General features: G+C 59.7%; 15 protein-coding genes and 1 rRNA gene (1 of these 16 cut by a window edge). 10 read left to right on the top strand and 6 right to left on the bottom strand.

The window, feature by feature from the left end; translation table 11 throughout:
* Window positions 1-2,352, top strand: a 23S ribosomal RNA gene (locus K1X75_02375); it begins 609 nt to the left of the window's first position.
* Between the two features lie 233 nt (window positions 2,353-2,585).
* Here K1X75_02375 and K1X75_02380 read toward each other — a convergent pair.
* Genes K1X75_02380 through K1X75_02390 form a run of 3 tightly spaced genes read right to left on the bottom strand, consistent with a single transcriptional unit; the run spans window position 2,586 to window position 3,891 of the window.
* The gene (locus K1X75_02380; GenBank protein ID MBX7056884.1) at window positions 2,586-3,257 is read right to left on the bottom strand and encodes an HAD-IA family hydrolase; all 672 of its coding nucleotides are present in this window, start codon (window positions 3,255-3,257) and stop codon (window positions 2,586-2,588) included.
* Window positions 3,254-3,646, bottom strand: a complete 393-nt coding sequence (locus K1X75_02385) for a cupin domain-containing protein (GenBank protein MBX7056885.1) — start codon at window positions 3,644-3,646, stop codon at window positions 3,254-3,256. Before K1X75_02385 ends, K1X75_02380 begins: the two co-directional genes overlap by 4 nt.
* A gap of 50 nt (window positions 3,647-3,696) precedes the next feature.
* Window positions 3,697-3,891, bottom strand: a complete 195-nt coding sequence (locus K1X75_02390; GenBank protein ID MBX7056886.1) for a hypothetical protein — start codon at window positions 3,889-3,891, stop codon at window positions 3,697-3,699.
* 134 nt (window positions 3,892-4,025) lie between these two features.
* Between K1X75_02390 and galE the strand changes: the two genes are divergently transcribed.
* From galE to K1X75_02415, 5 genes are all read left to right on the top strand, one after another.
* On the top strand, window positions 4,026-5,000 hold the full coding sequence (gene galE, locus K1X75_02395) for a UDP-glucose 4-epimerase GalE (GenBank protein ID MBX7056887.1): 975 nt from the start codon (window positions 4,026-4,028) through the stop codon (window positions 4,998-5,000).
* Window positions 4,997-5,887, top strand: a complete 891-nt coding sequence (locus K1X75_02400; protein MBX7056888.1) for a tetratricopeptide repeat protein — start codon at window positions 4,997-4,999, stop codon at window positions 5,885-5,887. The genes galE and K1X75_02400 overlap by 4 nt, the downstream gene beginning before the upstream one ends.
* 170 nt (window positions 5,888-6,057) lie before the next feature.
* A complete protein-coding gene (locus K1X75_02405; protein MBX7056889.1) occupies window positions 6,058-7,299 on the top strand; it encodes a hypothetical protein in 1,242 nt (413 codons plus the stop codon).
* A 95-nt stretch (window positions 7,300-7,394) separates the two neighbouring features.
* On the top strand, window positions 7,395-8,054 hold the full coding sequence (locus K1X75_02410) for a hypothetical protein (GenBank protein MBX7056890.1): 660 nt from the start codon (window positions 7,395-7,397) through the stop codon (window positions 8,052-8,054).
* 38 nt (window positions 8,055-8,092) lie between these two features.
* On the top strand, window positions 8,093-9,646 hold the full coding sequence (locus K1X75_02415; GenBank protein MBX7056891.1) for a HEAT repeat domain-containing protein: 1,554 nt from the start codon (window positions 8,093-8,095) through the stop codon (window positions 9,644-9,646).
* A 10-nt stretch (window positions 9,647-9,656) separates the two neighbouring features.
* On the opposite strand, the gene K1X75_02420 is transcribed toward K1X75_02415, so the two are convergent.
* Window positions 9,657-10,100: a hypothetical protein gene (locus tag K1X75_02420; protein MBX7056892.1), complete on the bottom strand. Its 444-nt coding sequence runs from the start codon at window positions 10,098-10,100 to the stop codon at window positions 9,657-9,659.
* Between the two features lie 21 nt (window positions 10,101-10,121).
* Complete coding sequence (locus K1X75_02425; protein ID MBX7056893.1) at window positions 10,122-11,747, bottom strand: methyl-accepting chemotaxis protein; 1,626 nt, start codon at window positions 11,745-11,747, stop codon at window positions 10,122-10,124.
* Window positions 11,748-11,947: 200 nt separating this feature from the next.
* On the opposite strand from K1X75_02425, the gene carA reads away from it, so the two are divergent.
* The 4 genes from carA (at window position 11,948) to K1X75_02445 (ending at window position 16,556) form a co-directional block, all read left to right on the top strand.
* Window positions 11,948-13,051 carry a glutamine-hydrolyzing carbamoyl-phosphate synthase small subunit gene (carA, locus tag K1X75_02430; GenBank protein MBX7056894.1) on the top strand — a complete coding sequence of 368 codons (1,104 nt, stop codon included), beginning with the start codon at window positions 11,948-11,950 and terminating at the stop codon, window positions 13,049-13,051.
* A gap of 73 nt (window positions 13,052-13,124) precedes the next feature.
* On the top strand, window positions 13,125-14,042 hold the full coding sequence (locus tag K1X75_02435; protein MBX7056895.1) for a tRNA-dihydrouridine synthase family protein: 918 nt from the start codon (window positions 13,125-13,127) through the stop codon (window positions 14,040-14,042).
* The gene (locus K1X75_02440; protein ID MBX7056896.1) at window positions 14,029-15,096 is read left to right on the top strand and encodes a peptidyl-prolyl cis-trans isomerase; all 1,068 of its coding nucleotides are present in this window, start codon (window positions 14,029-14,031) and stop codon (window positions 15,094-15,096) included. The genes K1X75_02435 and K1X75_02440 overlap by 14 nt, the downstream gene beginning before the upstream one ends.
* Window positions 15,096-16,556, top strand: coding sequence for a spiro-SPASM protein (locus K1X75_02445; protein MBX7056897.1), 1,461 nt, complete (start codon window positions 15,096-15,098; stop codon window positions 16,554-16,556). Before K1X75_02440 ends, K1X75_02445 begins: the two co-directional genes overlap by 1 nt.
* 12 nt (window positions 16,557-16,568) lie before the next feature.
* Here K1X75_02445 and K1X75_02450 read toward each other — a convergent pair whose 3' ends face one another.
* Complete coding sequence (locus K1X75_02450; protein ID MBX7056898.1) at window positions 16,569-17,555, bottom strand: DCC1-like thiol-disulfide oxidoreductase family protein; 987 nt, start codon at window positions 17,553-17,555, stop codon at window positions 16,569-16,571.
* Window positions 17,556-17,578 lie beyond the last annotated feature (23 nt).

The raw sequence follows: 17,578 nt of genomic DNA on the forward strand, positions 1-17,578 counted from the left end.
TATGTGGGTGACTGCATGCCTTTTGCAGAATGAGCCGGCGAGTTGCTTTGCGTTGCAAGGTTAAGGCATAGAATGCCGGAGCCGAAGCGAAAGCGAGTTCGAAATGAGCGCTGAGTAACGCGGAGCAGACCCGAAGCCGTGGTGATCTATCTATGAGCAGGGTGAAATCCGGGTAAAACCGGATGGAGGCCCGAACCGGTGAATGTTGAAAAATTGTCGGATGACTTGTGGATAGGGGTGAAAGGCCAATCAAACCCGGCTATAGCTGGTTCTCCCCGAAATAGTTTTAGGACTAGCGTTGCATGTTCAGTTGGAGGGGTAGAGCACTGATTGGATTAGGGGACCTACCAGTCTACCAAACCCTGTCAAACTCCGAATACTCCAACTCCAGAATGCAGCAGTCAGACAGCGGGGGATAAGCTTCGTTGTCGAAAGGGAAACAGCCCAGACCATCGTCTAAGGCCCCTAAGTTGATGCTAAGTGGTAAAGGAAGTGGAGACGCATAGACAACCAGGATGTTGGCTTAGAAGCAGCCATCATTAAAAGAGTGCGTAATAGCTCACTGGTCGAGCGTCTCCGCGCCGAAAATGTATGGGACTAAGCATCACGCCGAAGACATGGACTCGTAAGAGTGGTAGGGGAGCGTTGTGTTCAGCATTGAAGGCGTACCGTGAGGAGCGCTGGAGTGTTCACAAGTGAGAATGCCGGCATGAGTAGCGACAAAGCGGGTGAAATTCCCGCTCGCCGATAGCCCAAGGGTTCCCCGGCAAGGTCAATCCGCCGGGGGTTAGTCGGTACCTAAGGTCAAGCCGAGAGGCGTAGCCGATGGAAAGCAGGTTCACATTCCTGCACCGTCGTGGTTTCGTTTGAGCGATGGGGTGACGGGGAAGGTTAGGCGGGAGGAGTGTTGGTTTACTCCCTCTCTGGTTGTAGGCGTTGAGGCGTTCTGGAAAATCCGGCGCTGAGCTGAGGACTGGAGCCAGTCGGTCTACGGGCCGATGAAGCCGCTGACGCCATGCCTCCTAGAAAAACCTCTAAGCGAGAAGCCGCGGCGACCGTACTGTAAACGGACACACGTGGGCAAGGAGAGTATCCTGAGGCGCTCGAGATAACAGTTGTTAAGGAACTCGGCAAGCTAGCCCCGTAACTTTGGAAGAAGGGGCGCCCCCGAGGGTGAAGGCGTACAGCTGGAGCTCTCAGGGGCCGCAGTGAAAGGGGGGTGGCGACTGTTTAACAAAAACACAGGTCTCTGCAAAGTCGTAAGACGACGTATAGGGGCTGACACCTGCCCGGTGCCGGAAGGTTAAGAGGAGATGTTAGCCGCAAGGCGAAGCTTCGAATTGAAGCCCCGGTAAACGGCGGCCGTAACTATGACGGTCCTAAGGTAGCGAAATTCCTTGTCGGGTAAGTTCCGACCCGCACGAATGGTGTAACGACCTCCCCACTGTCTCAACAACTGACTCGGCGAAATTGTAGTGCCTGTGATGATGCAGGCTACCCGCAGCTGGACGGAAAGACCCCGTGAACCTTTACTGTAACCTGGCACTGAACTTTGGTTGAGTGTGTGTAGGATAGGTGGGAGACTTTGAGACCGAGACGCCAGTCCCGGTGGAGTCGTCCTTGAAATACCACCCTCACTTAGCTGGAGTTCTAACCGGAGGCTAGAACCTTCGGGACAATGTCAGGCGGGCAGTTTGACTGGGGCGGTCGCCTCCTAAAAAGTAACGGAGGCGCCCAAAGGTTCTCTCAGCGCGGCCGGAAATCGCGCATAGAGTGTAAAGGCACAAGAGAGCTTAACTGCGAGACAAACAAGTCAAGCAGATGGGAAACCAGGGCTTAGTGATCCGGTGGTTCTGTGTGGAAGGGCCATCGCTCAACGGATAAAAGGTACTCCGGGGATAACAGGCTTATCGCGCCCAAGAGTTCATATCGACGGCGCGGTTTGGCACCTCGATGTCGGCTCGTCGCATCCTGGGGCTGGAGCAGGTCCCAAGGGTTTGGCTGTTCGCCAATTAAAGCGGCACGCGAGCTGGGTTCAGAACGTCGTGAGACAGTTCGGTCCCTATCCACTGCGGGCGTTGGAGATTTGAGGGGTGCTGTCCCTAGTACGAGAGGACCGGGATGGACGAACCTCTAGTGCACCAGTTGTCGCGCCAGCGGCACCGCTGGGTAGCTACGTTCGGAACGGATAACCGCTGAAAGCATCTAAGCGGGAAGCCGACCTCAAGATGAGATCTCCCTGGACTTCGGTCCCTGAAGACACGTGGAAGACTACCACGTTGATAGGCTGCAGGTGTAAGCGCAGTAATGCGTTCAGCCGAGCAGTACTAATATGTCGTGAGGCTTGACCATATTACATCACGCCGGAGCTCAAAAGGTTCCGGCGCGGTTCAAGAGTTTGAGCCAGATGATGCGGAGCGACCCTTGCCGGGTTCTGCGCTCCAAAATTGCGACCGCGAGAGCGGCCGCCCTGAAACCCCCGTCGCGGTTTTCGCGCCGGGGGTTTTTTGTTTGGTTTCTGGAGCGGCGTCTATCCGCTCCGATTAACTTTACAGAGAATTTGATAGGCAGCGACTGCGTCGCGCTCAATGGCTCAGGGCAAGATCAACCAGGCGGGGCAGTTCCTCTGGCGAGGAAGCCGCCGTGCTGCCCGCAGGCGGCGTCGCCGTATAACCCCAGGCGCACCAGAGAAAGGCGGCGCCAAAATTGTGTGCGGCCTCTTGATCCGCGCCGCTGTCGCCGATCATGACGGCCTTTCCCGCAGCATGCAGACGAGCGGCAATCATGCGCATAGGCGCCGGCGAGGGTTTGGATTCGGCAAAGCTGTCGCCGCCTATCACTGCTGCAAAGAGATCGCCTACATTGAGTCGCTGCAAGAGCAGCGTGGCCAGCGCCTCTGGTTTGTTGGTGTAGCAAACCAGAGAGCCCCGACTGGAAAGGGAACGCAGCGCGCTCGCCATACCAGCGTACAGTTGAGTAGTATCTACAATGTGCTGCGCGTAATCCGTCTCGTAAGCGATGCGCAGGGCTTCCATTCGCGCCTGGCGATCCACGCCGGCGGAGATTGTGAGATAGTCGTCAAAGCAGCTTTCGTAGAGTCGCTGCATCCCCTGATTGACCAGCGAATGCAATTGTCTGGCATCGCGTTGCCCGAGTCCAAAGCCCAGGCGCACACGATTTGCCGCAGCGGCCATGTCCGCACGGCTGTCCTCGATCGTACCATCGAGGTCCAGGAAAATCAGCGACCTGCCGCTCACCCTTGTTTCTGGCGGGATTGAAGTTCTTCCACGCTGCCGCGACCGTCGCCAAGTTCTGTGACCGAACGCTGACCGCTGATCGAGCCCTTAAATGCGCTGAACTCTGCTGCGTTGTGACTGCGTACTTCGTGCGGGATGCCGGCTGGTATGAAGAGGATATCGCCGGCCTCTATTGTCACCGGGCCGTCATCAAAATGGAAGGTGGTGACGCCGCGCACCGCGCCGCGGATCTCATCATGATCGTGAGCGTGCCGACTGCGTTCAAACCATCCGGGAATGGTCTGCAGATCGTAGGTCTGGTAGCCAAAACGGTGCATCTCCTCGCGAACGGATTCTTCGCTGGGGACTTCCTTATGCGGCCACTTGATGACACGAACACCTGCTGCCATTTTACCTCGAAGACGGCGGGCCCGGAGACGAACCCGCCGTGATGCAAGAATTAGAAATCGTGGCCGCGCAGCGTGGTGCGCTTATTTTCCTTCGTTCTTTTCACTGCATTGTTGATCAGCTCGTAGACCTTGCGGTTCAACTCGTCCAATGCATCACCGGCTACCATGCAGCCCTGATCCTTGATATAAGCCTTGGTCTTGCTGGCTATCAGCAGTGTTTCTTTGCCTTCTTCTTCCGACGACATATCTCCCCCGTAGGTTATCCAGGCCTGCCAGGCGATGCCAAAAATGGCCTGCAGTCGCAGAGAAATATCGTCGGGGGTCCTTTCAACCGAAAATCCGGCTTCCAGGACAGCGCCATCCCCGGTAGCCGTCATCCATGCGCATTGGGGTGACCGGCGGCGCCGGCTATATCGGCTCGCACGTTGTCCTGGATCTGCTGGCTGCCGGACACCAGGTGCTGGTCATCGACAACCTGTCTACGGGCGACGCCAGGAACATCTTCTCGGCAGAGCCATGCTACTCCTTCCTGGAGGGCGATCTGGGTCGCGAAGAGGATCTCCATCGTTTCTTGCAGAGCAATCTGGAGGCTGTCTTCCATTTTGCGGCTTCCAAAGCGGCCGGCGACTCGATGCGCGTTCCAGAATTGTACTCCGCGAACAATGTGCGCTCCTGCTTTCGCCTGATCGAGGCGATGCTGGAGCACGATTGTCGCCGCCTCGTCTTCAGTTCCACGGCTGCAGTCTACGGCGAGCCGCAATACCTGCCAGTGGACGAGCAGCATCCGCTGGCGCCGATCAATTACTATGGATTTACCAAATTAGTCATTGAACAGAACCTGCAATGGTTTTCAAAGCTGAAAGGGCTGCGCTTTGCCGCGCTGCGTTATTTCAACGCCGCCGGCTACGATCTAAAGAATCGCGTCCGTGGACTGGAGCAGGGGCCGAACAACCTCTTTCCAATACTGATGGAAGTCGCCTGCGGAATGCGTCCGCAGCTCGACATCTATGGACGGGACTATGCCACGCCAGACGGTTCCTGCATCCGCGACTACATTCACGTGAATGATTTGAGCCGGGCGCATTTGATGGCGCTCGAATTCATCTGTGCCAGAGATCGCGACCTCATTGTAAATCTGGGATCTGGAAAAGGCCTGAGCGTCCTGGAGTGTCTGGAGGCGGCGCGACGAATCACCGGCCAACCTATTCCACATTGCGATGTTGGTCGACGCCCAGGCGATCCGCCGGAACTCATTGCCAGCGCTGCGCTTGCCGCACAGCAGATGAACTGGCAAACACAGTGCTCCGACCTTGACAGCATTGTGAGCAGCATGTGGCAGGTTTATAATCCATGAATCCGCTGCGCACTTTTCAGGCGCTGGCGGCGCTCTTCTTTTTGGCCCTGTTGCTATCCTGCGATGAAAGCCGCGCACTGGCGGATGCGGGCCGCGAACGCCTGATGCGCGGCGACTATGATACCGCTCTCGAAATCTACGAAGAGGCCTATCGAGCCCGACCCAACAATCCGCGCGCACTTGCTGGCCTGGGCGAGCTCTTGAGTTTGCGCCGTATTTCGCTTTTTTCCGGGCTGGAGTTGATGCAGGAATCGCTGTCCATTGAACCGGATGCGGCGCTGCGCGAACGCCTTGCGCTGATTTATGCCGCCATGGAACGTTTCGATCTGGCGCGCGCTCTGGTTGATCCTTCAAAGATGAGCGTCCAGGAGGTCTATAGCGAACCGGTACAACTTCTACACGCCGGCCTGGACTGCCTGAAATCGCCTGGCCCCATTGCGCTGCGTCGCCTTCAGGCGCGGCCGCGTTCGCCGCGCCGCGATTACTTCCTGGCCCTCTGCCAGCTGAAATTGGCCACGCCGCAGAACAAGGACGAGGCAATGAAGGCCCTGCTCTCGATCGGCGATGCCGAGATTGCATGCGAAACAGCGGCGCTGTGGAACGTAGAGTATGAGCCTGAACCAGGCTGGTTGCGGCGCGCCAACTCGGAATGCCAACGTCGCTTCAAAGGAAATCTGGCGCTCTTTCGCGAGCGACCGCCCATTGTTCCGCCGCAGCCGGCTACCAGCGGCCGCACCCTTTACGGCCGCAGCGTCTTTGAGACTCAGGACCCCGGCGCGGAACGCGACACTCCAGATTATCGCTTCGGGAATCGGCCGACACCCTATGAACCTCCCCCGGACACGCCAGATCAGTGGGGTCGGCCGCCAGCGGCGTCGCCCCCTTGAGTTTTGTCAGTCCGCAGGCCTCGAAAAAGACTTGGCCGCGTCTGCGGAACACTGACACACTGTCGAGGACGCTTGCACCCGGCTCCGTCGGGCATACATATTCGCGAGCGTTGCGAAATTTGGAGGGTTCTATGCGGACTACGGCAGTAAGCGCCGTTGCCGGCGCGGCTATGCTCGCGCTATCGGGCGCGTTTCATTCCATCGCAGCGGAGACGCTCGGTCAGCTTTTTGCGCGACCGGGGGCCATTGGCGATTCGCTTTCCCAGGGATTTTATGGCGCCACCGTCGAGCGCAAAACGCAAGACTGGGCCTATCCCGTACTGATCAGCAAGCAGGCCGGCGCTGCGCTCAGCTATAACTACTTGAAGGGACCCTATCTAAACCTTGAGGATGTACTCAAGGGCGACTGTGGCGTCTTCTGCATTGCCGGCGCACTGATTGGCGGAAATGACGCCACAGTCGGAACGCCAACGCATGCCGGCATCACTGGCGCGGACTATACCAATGCGCTCTACACCAGCGGGGCCTGTCAGGATATCACCGCCGCAAAGTGGGTCAAGGAGTGGTACTGGAAGACCTGGTACTGGTTCACCTATCGTTGGGTGCAGGCGCCGGATTGTCAGGAACCGGACAAGTACCATCGTTTTGGTTTGCGCAGCAGCGGGACGCAGCTGCAGATCATGGAAAAGGTTCAACCGAGCTTTGTGTTTGCGTCGGTCGGCGCCAATCATGTGCTCTGTACTGCGCTGGCCACCTCGCTGGCCTGCCTGGATGAAGCGCGCTTCCGCCGCGATATCCCGGAAGCCTTTCGCCGCTTGAAGGCAATTGCCAGCGTTCGCGGCGGCGTCGTCTTTACCGTACCCAATGTAACTTCCATTGCCTATCTGGAAGAGTATCGCGATCCGCAGGGACGCGCTAACTATAGCGGACTGCGCGCCTTCTACCGGACTTCGGTGTCCAGCCCCGATCATGTGCTGGATGACAGCGAAGTGGCGACGATCACGACCTTTTTGACCAAGCTCAATCAGGAGATTTACAATCAGGCGGCGGCCAATGGCTACGCGATCACCGATGCGCGCGTGGTCTTCGATGATATCAAGCGAAACGGTAGAGTCATTCGCTCTTCCAGCGGCTGGAGCCCTGGATTGGCGCAGGCTAACTGGCCGTTGCCAGGCAAACCCGGCATCTTTGGACTCGACGGCGTACATCCCAATCGCTATGGACATGCCGTGCTCGCAAATGAATTGATTCGATCGATCAACGCCAAATATGGCGTATCGATTCCGGCAATCGATGAGTATGCGGCCTGGTACTATGATTCCTTAAATCGCAATCCCATCGATCTGAAGGGCTTTTTGACTAATTCCTTTGTGGGACAATTGATCAGTTGGTTGATCAATATCTTTGTCTGATTGAGACCGTTCGAGCAATCTGGAACATGCCAGGCCACAGCAGCAGGGATGTTTGCCGCGGCTTGTTCCAGGCTGTTCAACTGCGGAAGTGAGTTATGGATCGCAGGCGTTTGCTCATTCTGGTCGGAGTTGTAGCCGCGACCGCACTGGTCGTGGCGCTGGTCTATCTGCTGCGCAACAGCAAGCCGGGCGAGCCGTGGATTGTCGGCGATCCGCCCAATCCCGGCGAGGACGGACCGCAGCAGTGGCTGTCGGCGCCGGACCCTGCTGAGGATATCGAAAAGCTTGATGAGATACGACGGCTCTGGCCGGACATTGACCGTCCGCGACCAGATCGCGCCGCAGTACGACGGGAATTTCAGGAATTCGCGGCGCGCTATCCGGAAAACATCTATATTCCCGCCCAGTTCCTGCCAGAGCAGAGTCAGGAGCAAAAGGATGAATCGCGCCGTACGATAGACGTTGTCGGCAGCGTCGAGTCGCGCCTGGCGGCGCAGCGCGCGCAGGCCCGTGGCGCCGCTCCTGGCCAGGAGGGCGCTGAAGCGCCGCTACAGCCGACGCTGGCGCCAGAAGAACAACAGCGTTACTTTTCCTTCAAAGTGCGCGAACTGGAATCGCGCATTCAGCTGGTTGAGTACGCCATGGAAAAAGGTCGCCTGCCGGAGGACCAGCAGCAGACAGCAGAGTCGGACCTTGCGCGCTGGAAGAAGGAACTGGAAGAGATCCGCGCAGTCCAGGCTCAAATTCCGCCATGAGAACCTGGGATTCGCGCAAAGGAGGCCGTTGGCTGCTTGTGGCTCTTGTTTCCTTCTCTGGCTTGTTTTCAGCCTGGTGCAAAGGCCCGCCGCTGCCGACGACGCCGCCCGGCGCCCAGCTCGATCCGCCGGCTGTGGCGCCGCTGCCGGAGTTGATGGCGCAGCTAAAGTCCGCGGAGTGGCGAGTGCGCAGCAACGCAACGCTGGAAATTCTACGCGGCGAGTATCGCGACGCTGTACCAGAACTCCTGCTTCTGGCAGAGAAGGATCCCTCGCCGGCGGTTCGCCAAACCTGCGCTCTGGCCCTTGGCGCCTTTGGCGAGCGGAGAGCGGCGCCCATCCTGGTGCGAATGCTGCGCACTGATCGCGAAATAGGACGGGAATTCATCCTGGAGGCAATGGTTCGACTGGGCGATCGAAGCGCCGGCGCGGCGATTGCACCTTTGTTGCGCGATCCAGATCGGCAGCTGCGCCTGAAGGCGATCGACAGCCTGGTGCAGCTCCAGGCCGAGGAACAGGGCGGCGCCATCCTCGCCCTTGCGCAACAGGATTCGGATTCAGACCACGCTGTCGACTATGCCACCGCTCTGGGTCGTCTGCATTGCCGCGCTGCCGAGGGCTATCTGCTGGCTCTGGCGCAACGCGAACGCGGCACTCCGGCGCTGGCCTCCGCATTGCTGGCGCTGGGAGAAATTAGGAGTCGGCGCGCGACGCCAACGCTGGTTGCGGCAATCGCCGGCGATTTTGATAAGGGACGACAGAATGCGATTCTTGCCCTGATCGAGTCGCAAGATCCGGCGGCAAATGATGGACTGTTTGCTCTGCTTTCGGATGCGCGGATCGAGGTGCGCTACGGCTCTGCACGGGTGATTGGCGAGATCAAGGATCTGCGCAGCGGACCGCGCGCTCTGGCGCTGCTGAAGCAACGCGACAGCGCAACCATTGGTCCTGCAGCCTACATCCTTGGTCGGCAGAAGTACGCCGCGGCGCGCTCGAGTATCGAATCAATGCTGGCCGAGACTTCTTTGCCCGCGCGCGAAGAGTTGGCGCGCAGTCTGGGTTGGATTGGCGACCGCGCCAGCATTGCTCTGTTGATTCGCACGCTGCAGGAGAGCGAAGGCGAGGGACGCTACGGCGCCGCCTGGTCGCTGGGCGTGATGGAAGCCAGAGAAGCTTCTCCGGCGCTGCGCGTTGCAGCGGCCAGCGATGATCGACGCCTGGCGCTGCTGGCGATTGAGGCGCTGGGCGCAGTGCGCGATCCGGAGTCGCTGGAAGATCTGCAAGCGCTAATCAAGGACCGACGCGATCTTGCCTTTCAGGCGGTGGAAACCGTTGGCCTGATTCCCGGTCCGCGTTCACAAGCAATTCTACTGGAGACGCTGCAGAGCAACGATGACGAGCTGCGTATCGCAGCGGCGCGCGCCCTGGGGCGGCGAAAGGAAAACGAAGCGATCGACGCTCTGGGCGCACTGCTTGATGAAGACTCCGGCGAACTGCGCGAGGCGGCAATGGCGGCCCTGAGCGAGATCAGCGGACAGCGTTTTCGCAATGCATCGCAATGGCGCTTCTGGTTGGGACAGCGCCGACGTTGATTGCGGCCCCTCAGAAGGGCGCGTTTTTCTGCCACAGACCGAAGAGCAACAAAAGCAAGGCCGGCAGCATCAGCCAGCGATCAGCGACGTAGAGGCGAATGAACTCGGCAGGGATGGACAGCGCCTGCAGTCGCCGCCGGATGAGTTCGTATCCAAATATATACCAGAGGCCGACGCCCAGCGCTGTTAGCGCCAGCAGATAGGAGTTCCAGCGCCAGTTTTCGCCGCGATTCATGTAAACCAGAAGCAACGCCGCCAGCACCGCCGATACCACCAGAATGCGCGCCAATCTAAAACGATGCATTCCTTCGACCATGCGCTGACGCACAATGTCGTCCAGACGCAAGAAGGCGTCCTGAAAACGCCGCTGGACAAAGACATTTGCCAGAAGCAGCGCGATAGCGCAGTAGATGGGCCAATTACTGAGGCTTACAATATTGTTCGAGAATTCCATTCGCTGCCATAGATCCAGAGGCTAGTCTGGCTGCATAGTACGGCTCGACTGGCTGAAGGCGGCGGCCCTATCATTCAGGCGACCGTTGACACGCAGCAGCGACTGTCCGGCGGCGCGCAAGATCTCGGAAGAGTGGACAATCGATTCCGACGACTTATTGAGCGAGTCGATCGCCGCCAGAATTTCGCGAACGCCATTCATCTGTTCCTGCGTGGCGTCGCGCATTTCACGGGCCAGATTCTGGATGGCGCCGGTCTGCTGGACCGACTGATCGCTGGCCGCGCTCTGCTCGCCGACCATTGCATGCACCTGGCGGATCAGTGCGGCGATATCCTTGATGCCGGCGATGATACCCTGGATTGCGCCCACCGTTTCGGCGATCGACTGCACGCCGCTCTCGGTAACCGCCTGCGTATCGCGGATGAGTTTTTCGATTTCACGGGCATTGCGGCTGGAGAGTTCGGCCAGCTTGCCCACCTCATCGGCGACCACCGAAAAACCGCGGCCCTCTTCGCCGGCTCGCGCCGCCTCGATGGCGGCATTCAATGCCAGCAGGTTGGTCTTGTCGGCAATGCCATTGATGACCGTGACGATATCGGCGACTTTGTTGGAGCTGCTCTGAATACTCTGGATGATGTCGCCGGCCCGTTGCAGCTCCTTCTCGCCGCGCACTGCCGCTTCAATGGTGTTGTCTCCCTTGCGCGTCGCCTCCTGGCTGGCGGCCTGGATGCGACGGACCAGCGTATCGAGCGATTGCATGCTGGCAGCGCTGGTTTCGCAGAGTTCATCCTGAGCCTGCGCCTGGTCGGCGATCGATTTGATCGACGCGCTCATTTCTTCCATCGTGGCGGAGGTTTCCTCGATGGCCGCCATCTGATTGCGACTGCGATCTTCATTGTCGGCGGTGCTGTTGTTGATATCCTGAACGATCTGATTCAAATCCCTGGCATTGCTGCCAATCTCGTCGAGCAGCTGCGTAAGCGAACCAAGGTGGCCGCGAGCGTCCCCTTCCAGCCTGGACATCATTGCCAGCAGTCGACGGACATGACGTCCGCCGGCGAAGATCGCCACGCCAAGGCCGATCAAGAATAGTTCGACTACCACGATAGTCGTAAGGCTTAGCGCGCGTTGCGCGGCATCGGTCGAGGAAATAACCAGCGGAACGCCGGCATAGAGCCAGATGGCAAGATCAACGCCGAGATAGGTCAGCGCAAAAATAGCGGTGGATACCAGCGTATAGCGCGGCAAAAAACGCAGCGCTGTGTTGGCCAACAGCATGAAGAAAGCGGCATTCAATGGAATATTGTGGTGCGAAAAGGTAGGATCGGCATCAGGGACGAAGACATACGAAGCACAGACGGTGAAGGCCGCCGCCGCTTCCGCCACAGTGAAGAAGTACTTGAGCGGCGAACGATACAGCCCGGCCAGCTGGATGATCCAGGATGTCGCAAAGAGCAGCGGAAATACTGCTACGCCGCCGGCGTAGTAGGGCAGCAGTTCGTCGCTTATGCCTCCGGTGGAATAAGACAACGCCGTGCCCAGGCCAAAGAGCGCGCCCAGGAAGAGTCGAACGTAGTTTGCCGAACGTTCGCCTCGCGTTTCCAGATCAAGGACTTGATCGACCATGGTGGCGGAAACCTGTTTCATGAAATCTCCATCGCGTGCGTCGGCCTGCAACGGCAGGGCAACCTCCGCCGCTGCGAACGCCGGTGCGCGCAAGGCGGCGGAGGAAATCCGCTCGTTTCGAGGAAGCCTGGCCGAGCGCCGCCCGACGGCAAGGAAAATGTCAACCATCGCGAAGGTCGCCGAGACTTGACCGGCGCAAGCGTCGCTGGAACCCTGCCGGAATGTCCGTTCGCCGCCCGATTGCTCTCTTGGTCCTGGAAAACGGCGCCGTATTTCGCGGTCGGTCCTTTGGCTACGAGACGGACGCCCTTGGCGAGGCTTGCTTCAACACAAGTATGACAGGCTACCAGGAGATCCTGACCGATCCCTCCTACTGTCGGCAAATTGTAACTCTGACCTATCCGATGATTGGCAACTACGGCGTTTGCCAGGCGGAAATGGAATCAGCCCGCATTCAGGCCGCCGGGCTGGTGGTGAAGGAATACGTTGCACAGCCCAGCAATTTCAACGCCGAGCGCAATCTCGCCGAGTTCCTGCAGGAGTACCGCACTCCGGCCATGGACGGCATCGATACGCGCCGTCTGACCTTGATGCTGCGCAAGGAAGGCGCCATGCGCAGCGGGCTCTTTGTAGGCCGCGACTATCATCCGGATATGCTGGAGGCGGTGCGCCAATCGCCGGAGATGAGCGGTCAGGACCTGGCCAGCGTGGTCAGCGCCAGGGCCGCTTACAATTTTGGCGAACAGAGCGGAAAGAAATATCGCGTAGCCGTTCTTGACTTTGGCGTAAAGACCAACATCCTGCGCATGCTTGATCGCGCTGGCTTTGCGGTGCGCGTCTACCCGGCGGACATTCGCTGGCCCGAGCTGTCCGCGGAAAGCCCGGACGCCTTTTTTCTGTCCAACGGTCCCGGCGACCCCGAACCGCTGCAGTACGCTGTAGAGACGGTGCGCGCCATCATCGATTCTCGCAAGCCAGTCTTTGGCATCTGTCTGGGGCATCAATTGATTGGCCTGGCCTCCGGCCGGCATACTTTCAAATTGAAGTTTGGCCATCGCGGCGGCAATCAGCCGGTAAAAAACCAGCTGACCGGACAGGTTGAAATTACTTCGCAAAACCATGGCTTTGCGGTGGCCGCCGAGGGCGAGGGCGGCGTACGCATCACGCATACCAATTTGAATGATCAAACGGTGGAGGGTTTTCGCGCTGAAGATCGACCGATCATGAGCGTTCAGTACCATCCCGAAGCCAGCCCCGGTCCCCATGATGCAGCCTACCTCTTTGACGAATTCTATCAGATGGTGGAACAGAACGCGGCCAGCTGATGCGCCGGCCGCTCCTGCCGCTGGCTTTCAGTATGGCAAGCTCCGCCTGCAGGGCCGGGCGACGCTGGCGCCGATGGCCGGCGTTTCCGACAGCCCCTGCCGCCGACTGGCCCGAAGACACGGCAGTGCGCTGAGCTGGACCGAATTTGTTTCTGCAGACTATCTGGTTGCCGGCGACCCGGAGGCCAGAAAGCATTTCCAGTTTGTCCGCGAAGAGCGACCGATTCTTTTTCAGATCTTTGGCGCCGATCCGCGTCGCTTGCTGCGCGCGCTGCAGATCGCCGAGGAATTTGAGCCGGATGGCATCGATTTGAATATGGGCTGCAGCGTTGCGGCGGTGGCCGGCAAGGGCGCCGGGGCCGGAATGTTACGCAACGTGGCGCGCACAGCGGCAATCTTCGAGCGCCTGGCGCGTCGCAGCCAGCGGCCCCTGAGCGCCAAGATCCGCCTGGGCTGGGATGAATCCACGCTGGTGCATGTGGAACTGGCGCGCGCTTTAGAACAAAGCGGCGCTGCGATGATTACGGTTCACGGTCGCACAAAGGCGCAGGGTTACTCCGGGCGCGCCAACTGGCAGCGCATTGCCGAGTTGAAAGATGCCGTTTCCATTCCGGTGCTGGGCAGCGGCGATGTGCAGAGCCTGGCCGAAGCCGAACTTCGCATCCGTGAAAGCGGCGTAGACGGCGTCTTGATTGGTCGCGCCGCAATCGGAAATCCATGGATCTTTGCCGGTCCAGGCCGTCCGGACGAAGCGCAGATTCTGGCCGTGTGCCTGCAGCACTGGCGCTGGGCCAGGGAGGCGCATGGCAAGGGCGCTCTGCGGCCCTTCCGCAAGCATCTGGCCCGCTACCTGAGTCATAGCGCGCATTTGCAGCGCTGGCGCCTGGCCTTGCTGCAGGAAGAGCAGCCCGACAGCCTGGAGCGCATACTCCTTGACCTGCTCCAGCGCTTCGCCTCCGCTGATCGCAGAGGAACTCATGACCTGGCCTGATGCATTCGCTCCGCGCCTATCGCTGCGCCTTGCGCTGCTGCTGCTCTTGCCGGCGATGCTGCTTGCCGGCGGATGTCGCTCCACATCCAATCGCGCTAGCGGCGATCCCGGCGATGAAGATGATGAGCCTGGCGTCGGGGCCTCTGGCGAGTTGAGCCCGCCGCCAGGCAGCGCCATCGTCAATCGTGTGCGCATCGTCGTTGGCCAGGAAGCCATTACCGATCTGGATCTGCGCGTGGCCGCAGACAAGCTGCGTCGCGCCAATCGTTTGCGCGGCAGAAGCCCGGAGGCAGCCGCAGCGGACTTTCTGATCGAACGGGCCATTGTGGAAATCGAGGCCCGGCAGGAATCGATCCTGGTATCCGAAGAACGCATGCAAACCGAGGTGCGCCGGCGCATGCAATTTGCAGGCGTCCTGAACGAAGAGGACTTCCACAAGCGCGTGGAGCGCGAGTCAGGTTTGCCCTGGGATGTTTGGTACGACGACTTGCGCTTTGAAATCATCAAACGTCAATTGATACAGGTGAAGATCACCGTCCCACAGGCAACGGACAGCGAGATCGAACAGTTCTACCGTCGCAATCGCGAGCGCGTTGGTTTTGAGGTCCGCTACCGTGAAATGATCTTCGCACCTCGCGACGGCAGCATCGCGGAAGAAAGTCGCATTGCACAATTGGCCGGCGACGCTTACAATCGCGCTGCGGGCGCTCCGGCCAACTTTGGAACTCTGGCGCAATCGATCGAGGGCAATGTATCGCCGCTGCGCGCCATTGGCGGCCTGCACGATTTTGCCGGGATCCAGGAAATTGCCGAAAGCGATCAGAATGTGGCCGGCATTTTGTTCAATACGCCGGTTGGCTCCGTGTCCCGTCCCTTTCGCGACGCGCGCGGACGCTACACGATTGTCAAAGTTGAGGCGCGTCGTCCCATTCCGCTGGATAAGATTCGCGATCTGATTCGCGATCGGCTCTACTTTGAAAAGGAAGGCGAAGCATTTGAGGAATGGATCGCCCGCCGCAAACGCGAGGTTGCGGTGCAACGTCCTGGCGGCTGATGGCTGAACTGCGCGCCCTTCTTTTCTGGGTCAGCGAGGAAGGCGATCGCGATGCAAGCGATCTGCGCTCTGCTGCGCTGCTGGCGGCGGCGCGCGCCTATCCAGGCGTTGCGATCTTCTGCAATCGGCCAGGCGCCGGCGTTGAAAGCTGTTCCTCGTCCTTGCTGGAGGCGTTGCAGGCTTTGCTCCCGCCGGGGATGGACGATCCACAGGATAGCATCGCTCTGTTTTACGATTGGACGCCGATGCTGATCGACGCGCTGTGCGCCGAAGCGCTCAGCCGACACATGCGCTACTTCGCCCACTTTACGCGCAGCGACAATGCGCCAGGCGGCGTTGTGCCGGATCTGGTCTCGCGCGAGTGCGTGGCGGAAATCGGCGCTCCAATTGCATCGCTCCGCGAATATGTGGAAAGAAACATTGAAAAATTGGATGTCGAGTTCTTGTTTCAACAGCCAGATTTGCGTCAGTATCGACTGGACTTCAGCAGCGCCAGCGCTCGCTCAAGATTGCTGGCGCGACAGGCGCTGGCGGCATCGTGGAAGGATCTGCCGCAACTGCATGAGTGGCTGAGAGCCCATCCCGAGTTATTGCGACCGGCGCCGGCCTTTCTGGAAGTCGAACTGTGCAGCGCCAGTCGACGCGGCCTGCGCGCCAGCTACCTCCCGCCGCCGCCCGCTGAATATGCACCGCAGATGAACGACCGGTTGATCGATCGGCTGCTGGCTGCCTTCACAGCCGCGCCGCTGGCCGAAGATTTGAGCGTATCCCTGACCGGCGCCGGCGAGCCGCTGGATCATCCGCGTCTGCTTGAGGTGCTGCGCGCGGCGCTGGCCTCCTCGGCCGTAGTTCAGGTGTTTCTGGAAAGTTTTGGCGCCGACCTCGACCTGTCCAGATTTCAGGAACTCTGTGCCCTGCCTGGCGCACAGAAACTGCGTTTGATTGTTCGTCTGTCGACGCTGCGCGGCGAGCGTTACGCTCGCTTCTACGGCGTCGATGCCCTGAGTATGACGCTGCAGAATCTGGATGCAATTGCCGCCGCGTCCGGCACAGCGCGCCCCTTTCCGGTCTATGTGGAGATGCTACGTCTCAAGGAAACGGAAGACGAGGTCCAGGCCTTCTTTGATCGCTTCGAGGGCGGCCCGCTGATTCCGCTCTTAAACAAGTACAACAGTTACGCCGGCCGGCTTGCCGACCGCAAGGCAGCCGATCTTTCGCCAATCGAGCGCTCCTTTTGCTGGCATCTGGCGCGGGACATCTATCTTAACGTGGAAGGCCGGATGCCGCTCTGCAAGCAGGATCTCTATGCCGAGGGCGCCTCGCAATCGCTACTGGATGCCGATATTTTTGCGGCCTTTGCGGCGCATGCTGCGGCGCACGCCGCAAGCTTTGGCGGGCAGCATGAACAGGTCGGCGCGCCGTGCTTGCAGTGCGACGAATGGTTCACCTTCAATGCTTAGTTGCGGCGCATCCTAAGGCAAGAAACGCGCTCGTTCCGAGGCCGTAGGCATCCGACAACGATCGTGTTTTCCAAACCACTGGTAGCGACGACTGGCCAGGGCATCGTAAGCGGCGTCGCGCAGCTGGCGCGGGATCAGGCGAAGCAAAAAGGCCAGGCCCCAGATTCCGCCAAGGTATTCGGCGGCGCGAATCGCGGCGCTGCTGCGCAGATGAAGACCGGCGCCGTCTTCCAGAGCAAAGCTTTGCAGCTCGCTGCGCAGGGCCTCCGGCAGGCGCTTGCTTGCATAGTTTCCCTGCAGGGGCGTAAAGCGCAGCTTCTGTGCAAAATCCTCGGCCAGAAAGAAGTCGACTGCGGCATTGCATAGCCCGCAGACGCCATCAAAGAAGACGACCGGCGGGGAATCGCTGCTGGCGCGACGACCGGGGAGCAGCCGTCGATCCAGGAGCAAGGGAAGAAAGACCAGCACCCACGGCAGCAGGTTGAAGAAATAGAGCGGCAACAATGCCAGCGCCGTCGCCGAAAATAGGGCAATCAAAACCATCCGGCGCTGTTGCCCCCGAGTCATAATCCAGGACTGGCCGCTGGAAAAGGGCGACCAGCAGTCGCCGGCAGGCGCCAGCAGGAGCGCCAGACCGGGAGCGCTCTGCAGCACAAAGAACAGGGCCACGGAAGGCGAGAGGCTGAGCGCCGGCGGACCATTCGACCACGCGGCATGATGCAGCACAAATTGGCCATGGAGGACGGCCAACCACGGACCAAGCGCCAGCAGCGCGCCGCCCGCTCGCCTGGCCCATCCAGCCAGGGCCAGGAGCGCGCCAAGGGCCGCGCAGCCGTAGGCAATGCTGTGCGCCACGGCGGCGGCCATTCCGCCGGGGTGTTTCAGAATGACAGCCTCCAGCGCGCCGTAGAGATTCGGTAAATAGAGCTGCAGCGCAAGCAGGCCGCAGAGCAGGCGAAAGATTGCAAACTGACGGATGCTGATTGTGCCTGGGTACATAGCTCGTGGAATGCGCAGCAGGC

The organism is Leptospirales bacterium (assembly GCA_019694655.1).
Taxonomy (GTDB): domain Bacteria; phylum Spirochaetota; class Leptospiria; order Leptospirales; family Leptonemataceae; genus SSF53.

Coding starts and splice junctions, on each gene's coding strand:
- K1X75_02385 (MBX7056885.1), bottom strand. CDS start 3,646: ATGGCAGCAGGTGTTCGTGTCATCAAGTGGCCGCATAAGGAAGTCCCC.
- K1X75_02390 (MBX7056886.1), bottom strand. CDS start 3,891: ATGTCGTCGGAAGAAGAAGGCAAAGAAACACTGCTGATAGCCAGCAAG.
- galE (MBX7056887.1), top strand. CDS start 4,026: ATGCGCATTGGGGTGACCGGCGGCGCCGGCTATATCGGCTCGCACGTT.
- K1X75_02400 (MBX7056888.1), top strand. CDS start 4,997: ATGAATCCGCTGCGCACTTTTCAGGCGCTGGCGGCGCTCTTCTTTTTG.
- K1X75_02405 (MBX7056889.1), top strand. CDS start 6,058: ATGCTCGCGCTATCGGGCGCGTTTCATTCCATCGCAGCGGAGACGCTC.
- K1X75_02410 (MBX7056890.1), top strand. CDS start 7,395: ATGGATCGCAGGCGTTTGCTCATTCTGGTCGGAGTTGTAGCCGCGACC.
- K1X75_02420 (MBX7056892.1), bottom strand. CDS start 10,100: ATGGAATTCTCGAACAATATTGTAAGCCTCAGTAATTGGCCCATCTAC.
- K1X75_02425 (MBX7056893.1), bottom strand. CDS start 11,747: ATGAAACAGGTTTCCGCCACCATGGTCGATCAAGTCCTTGATCTGGAA.
- carA (MBX7056894.1), top strand. CDS start 11,948: ATGTCCGTTCGCCGCCCGATTGCTCTCTTGGTCCTGGAAAACGGCGCC.
- K1X75_02435 (MBX7056895.1), top strand. CDS start 13,125: ATGGCCGGCGTTTCCGACAGCCCCTGCCGCCGACTGGCCCGAAGACAC.
- K1X75_02440 (MBX7056896.1), top strand. CDS start 14,029: ATGACCTGGCCTGATGCATTCGCTCCGCGCCTATCGCTGCGCCTTGCG.
- K1X75_02445 (MBX7056897.1), top strand. CDS start 15,096: ATGGCTGAACTGCGCGCCCTTCTTTTCTGGGTCAGCGAGGAAGGCGAT.
- K1X75_02450 (MBX7056898.1), bottom strand. CDS start 17,555: ATGTACCCAGGCACAATCAGCATCCGTCAGTTTGCAATCTTTCGCCTG.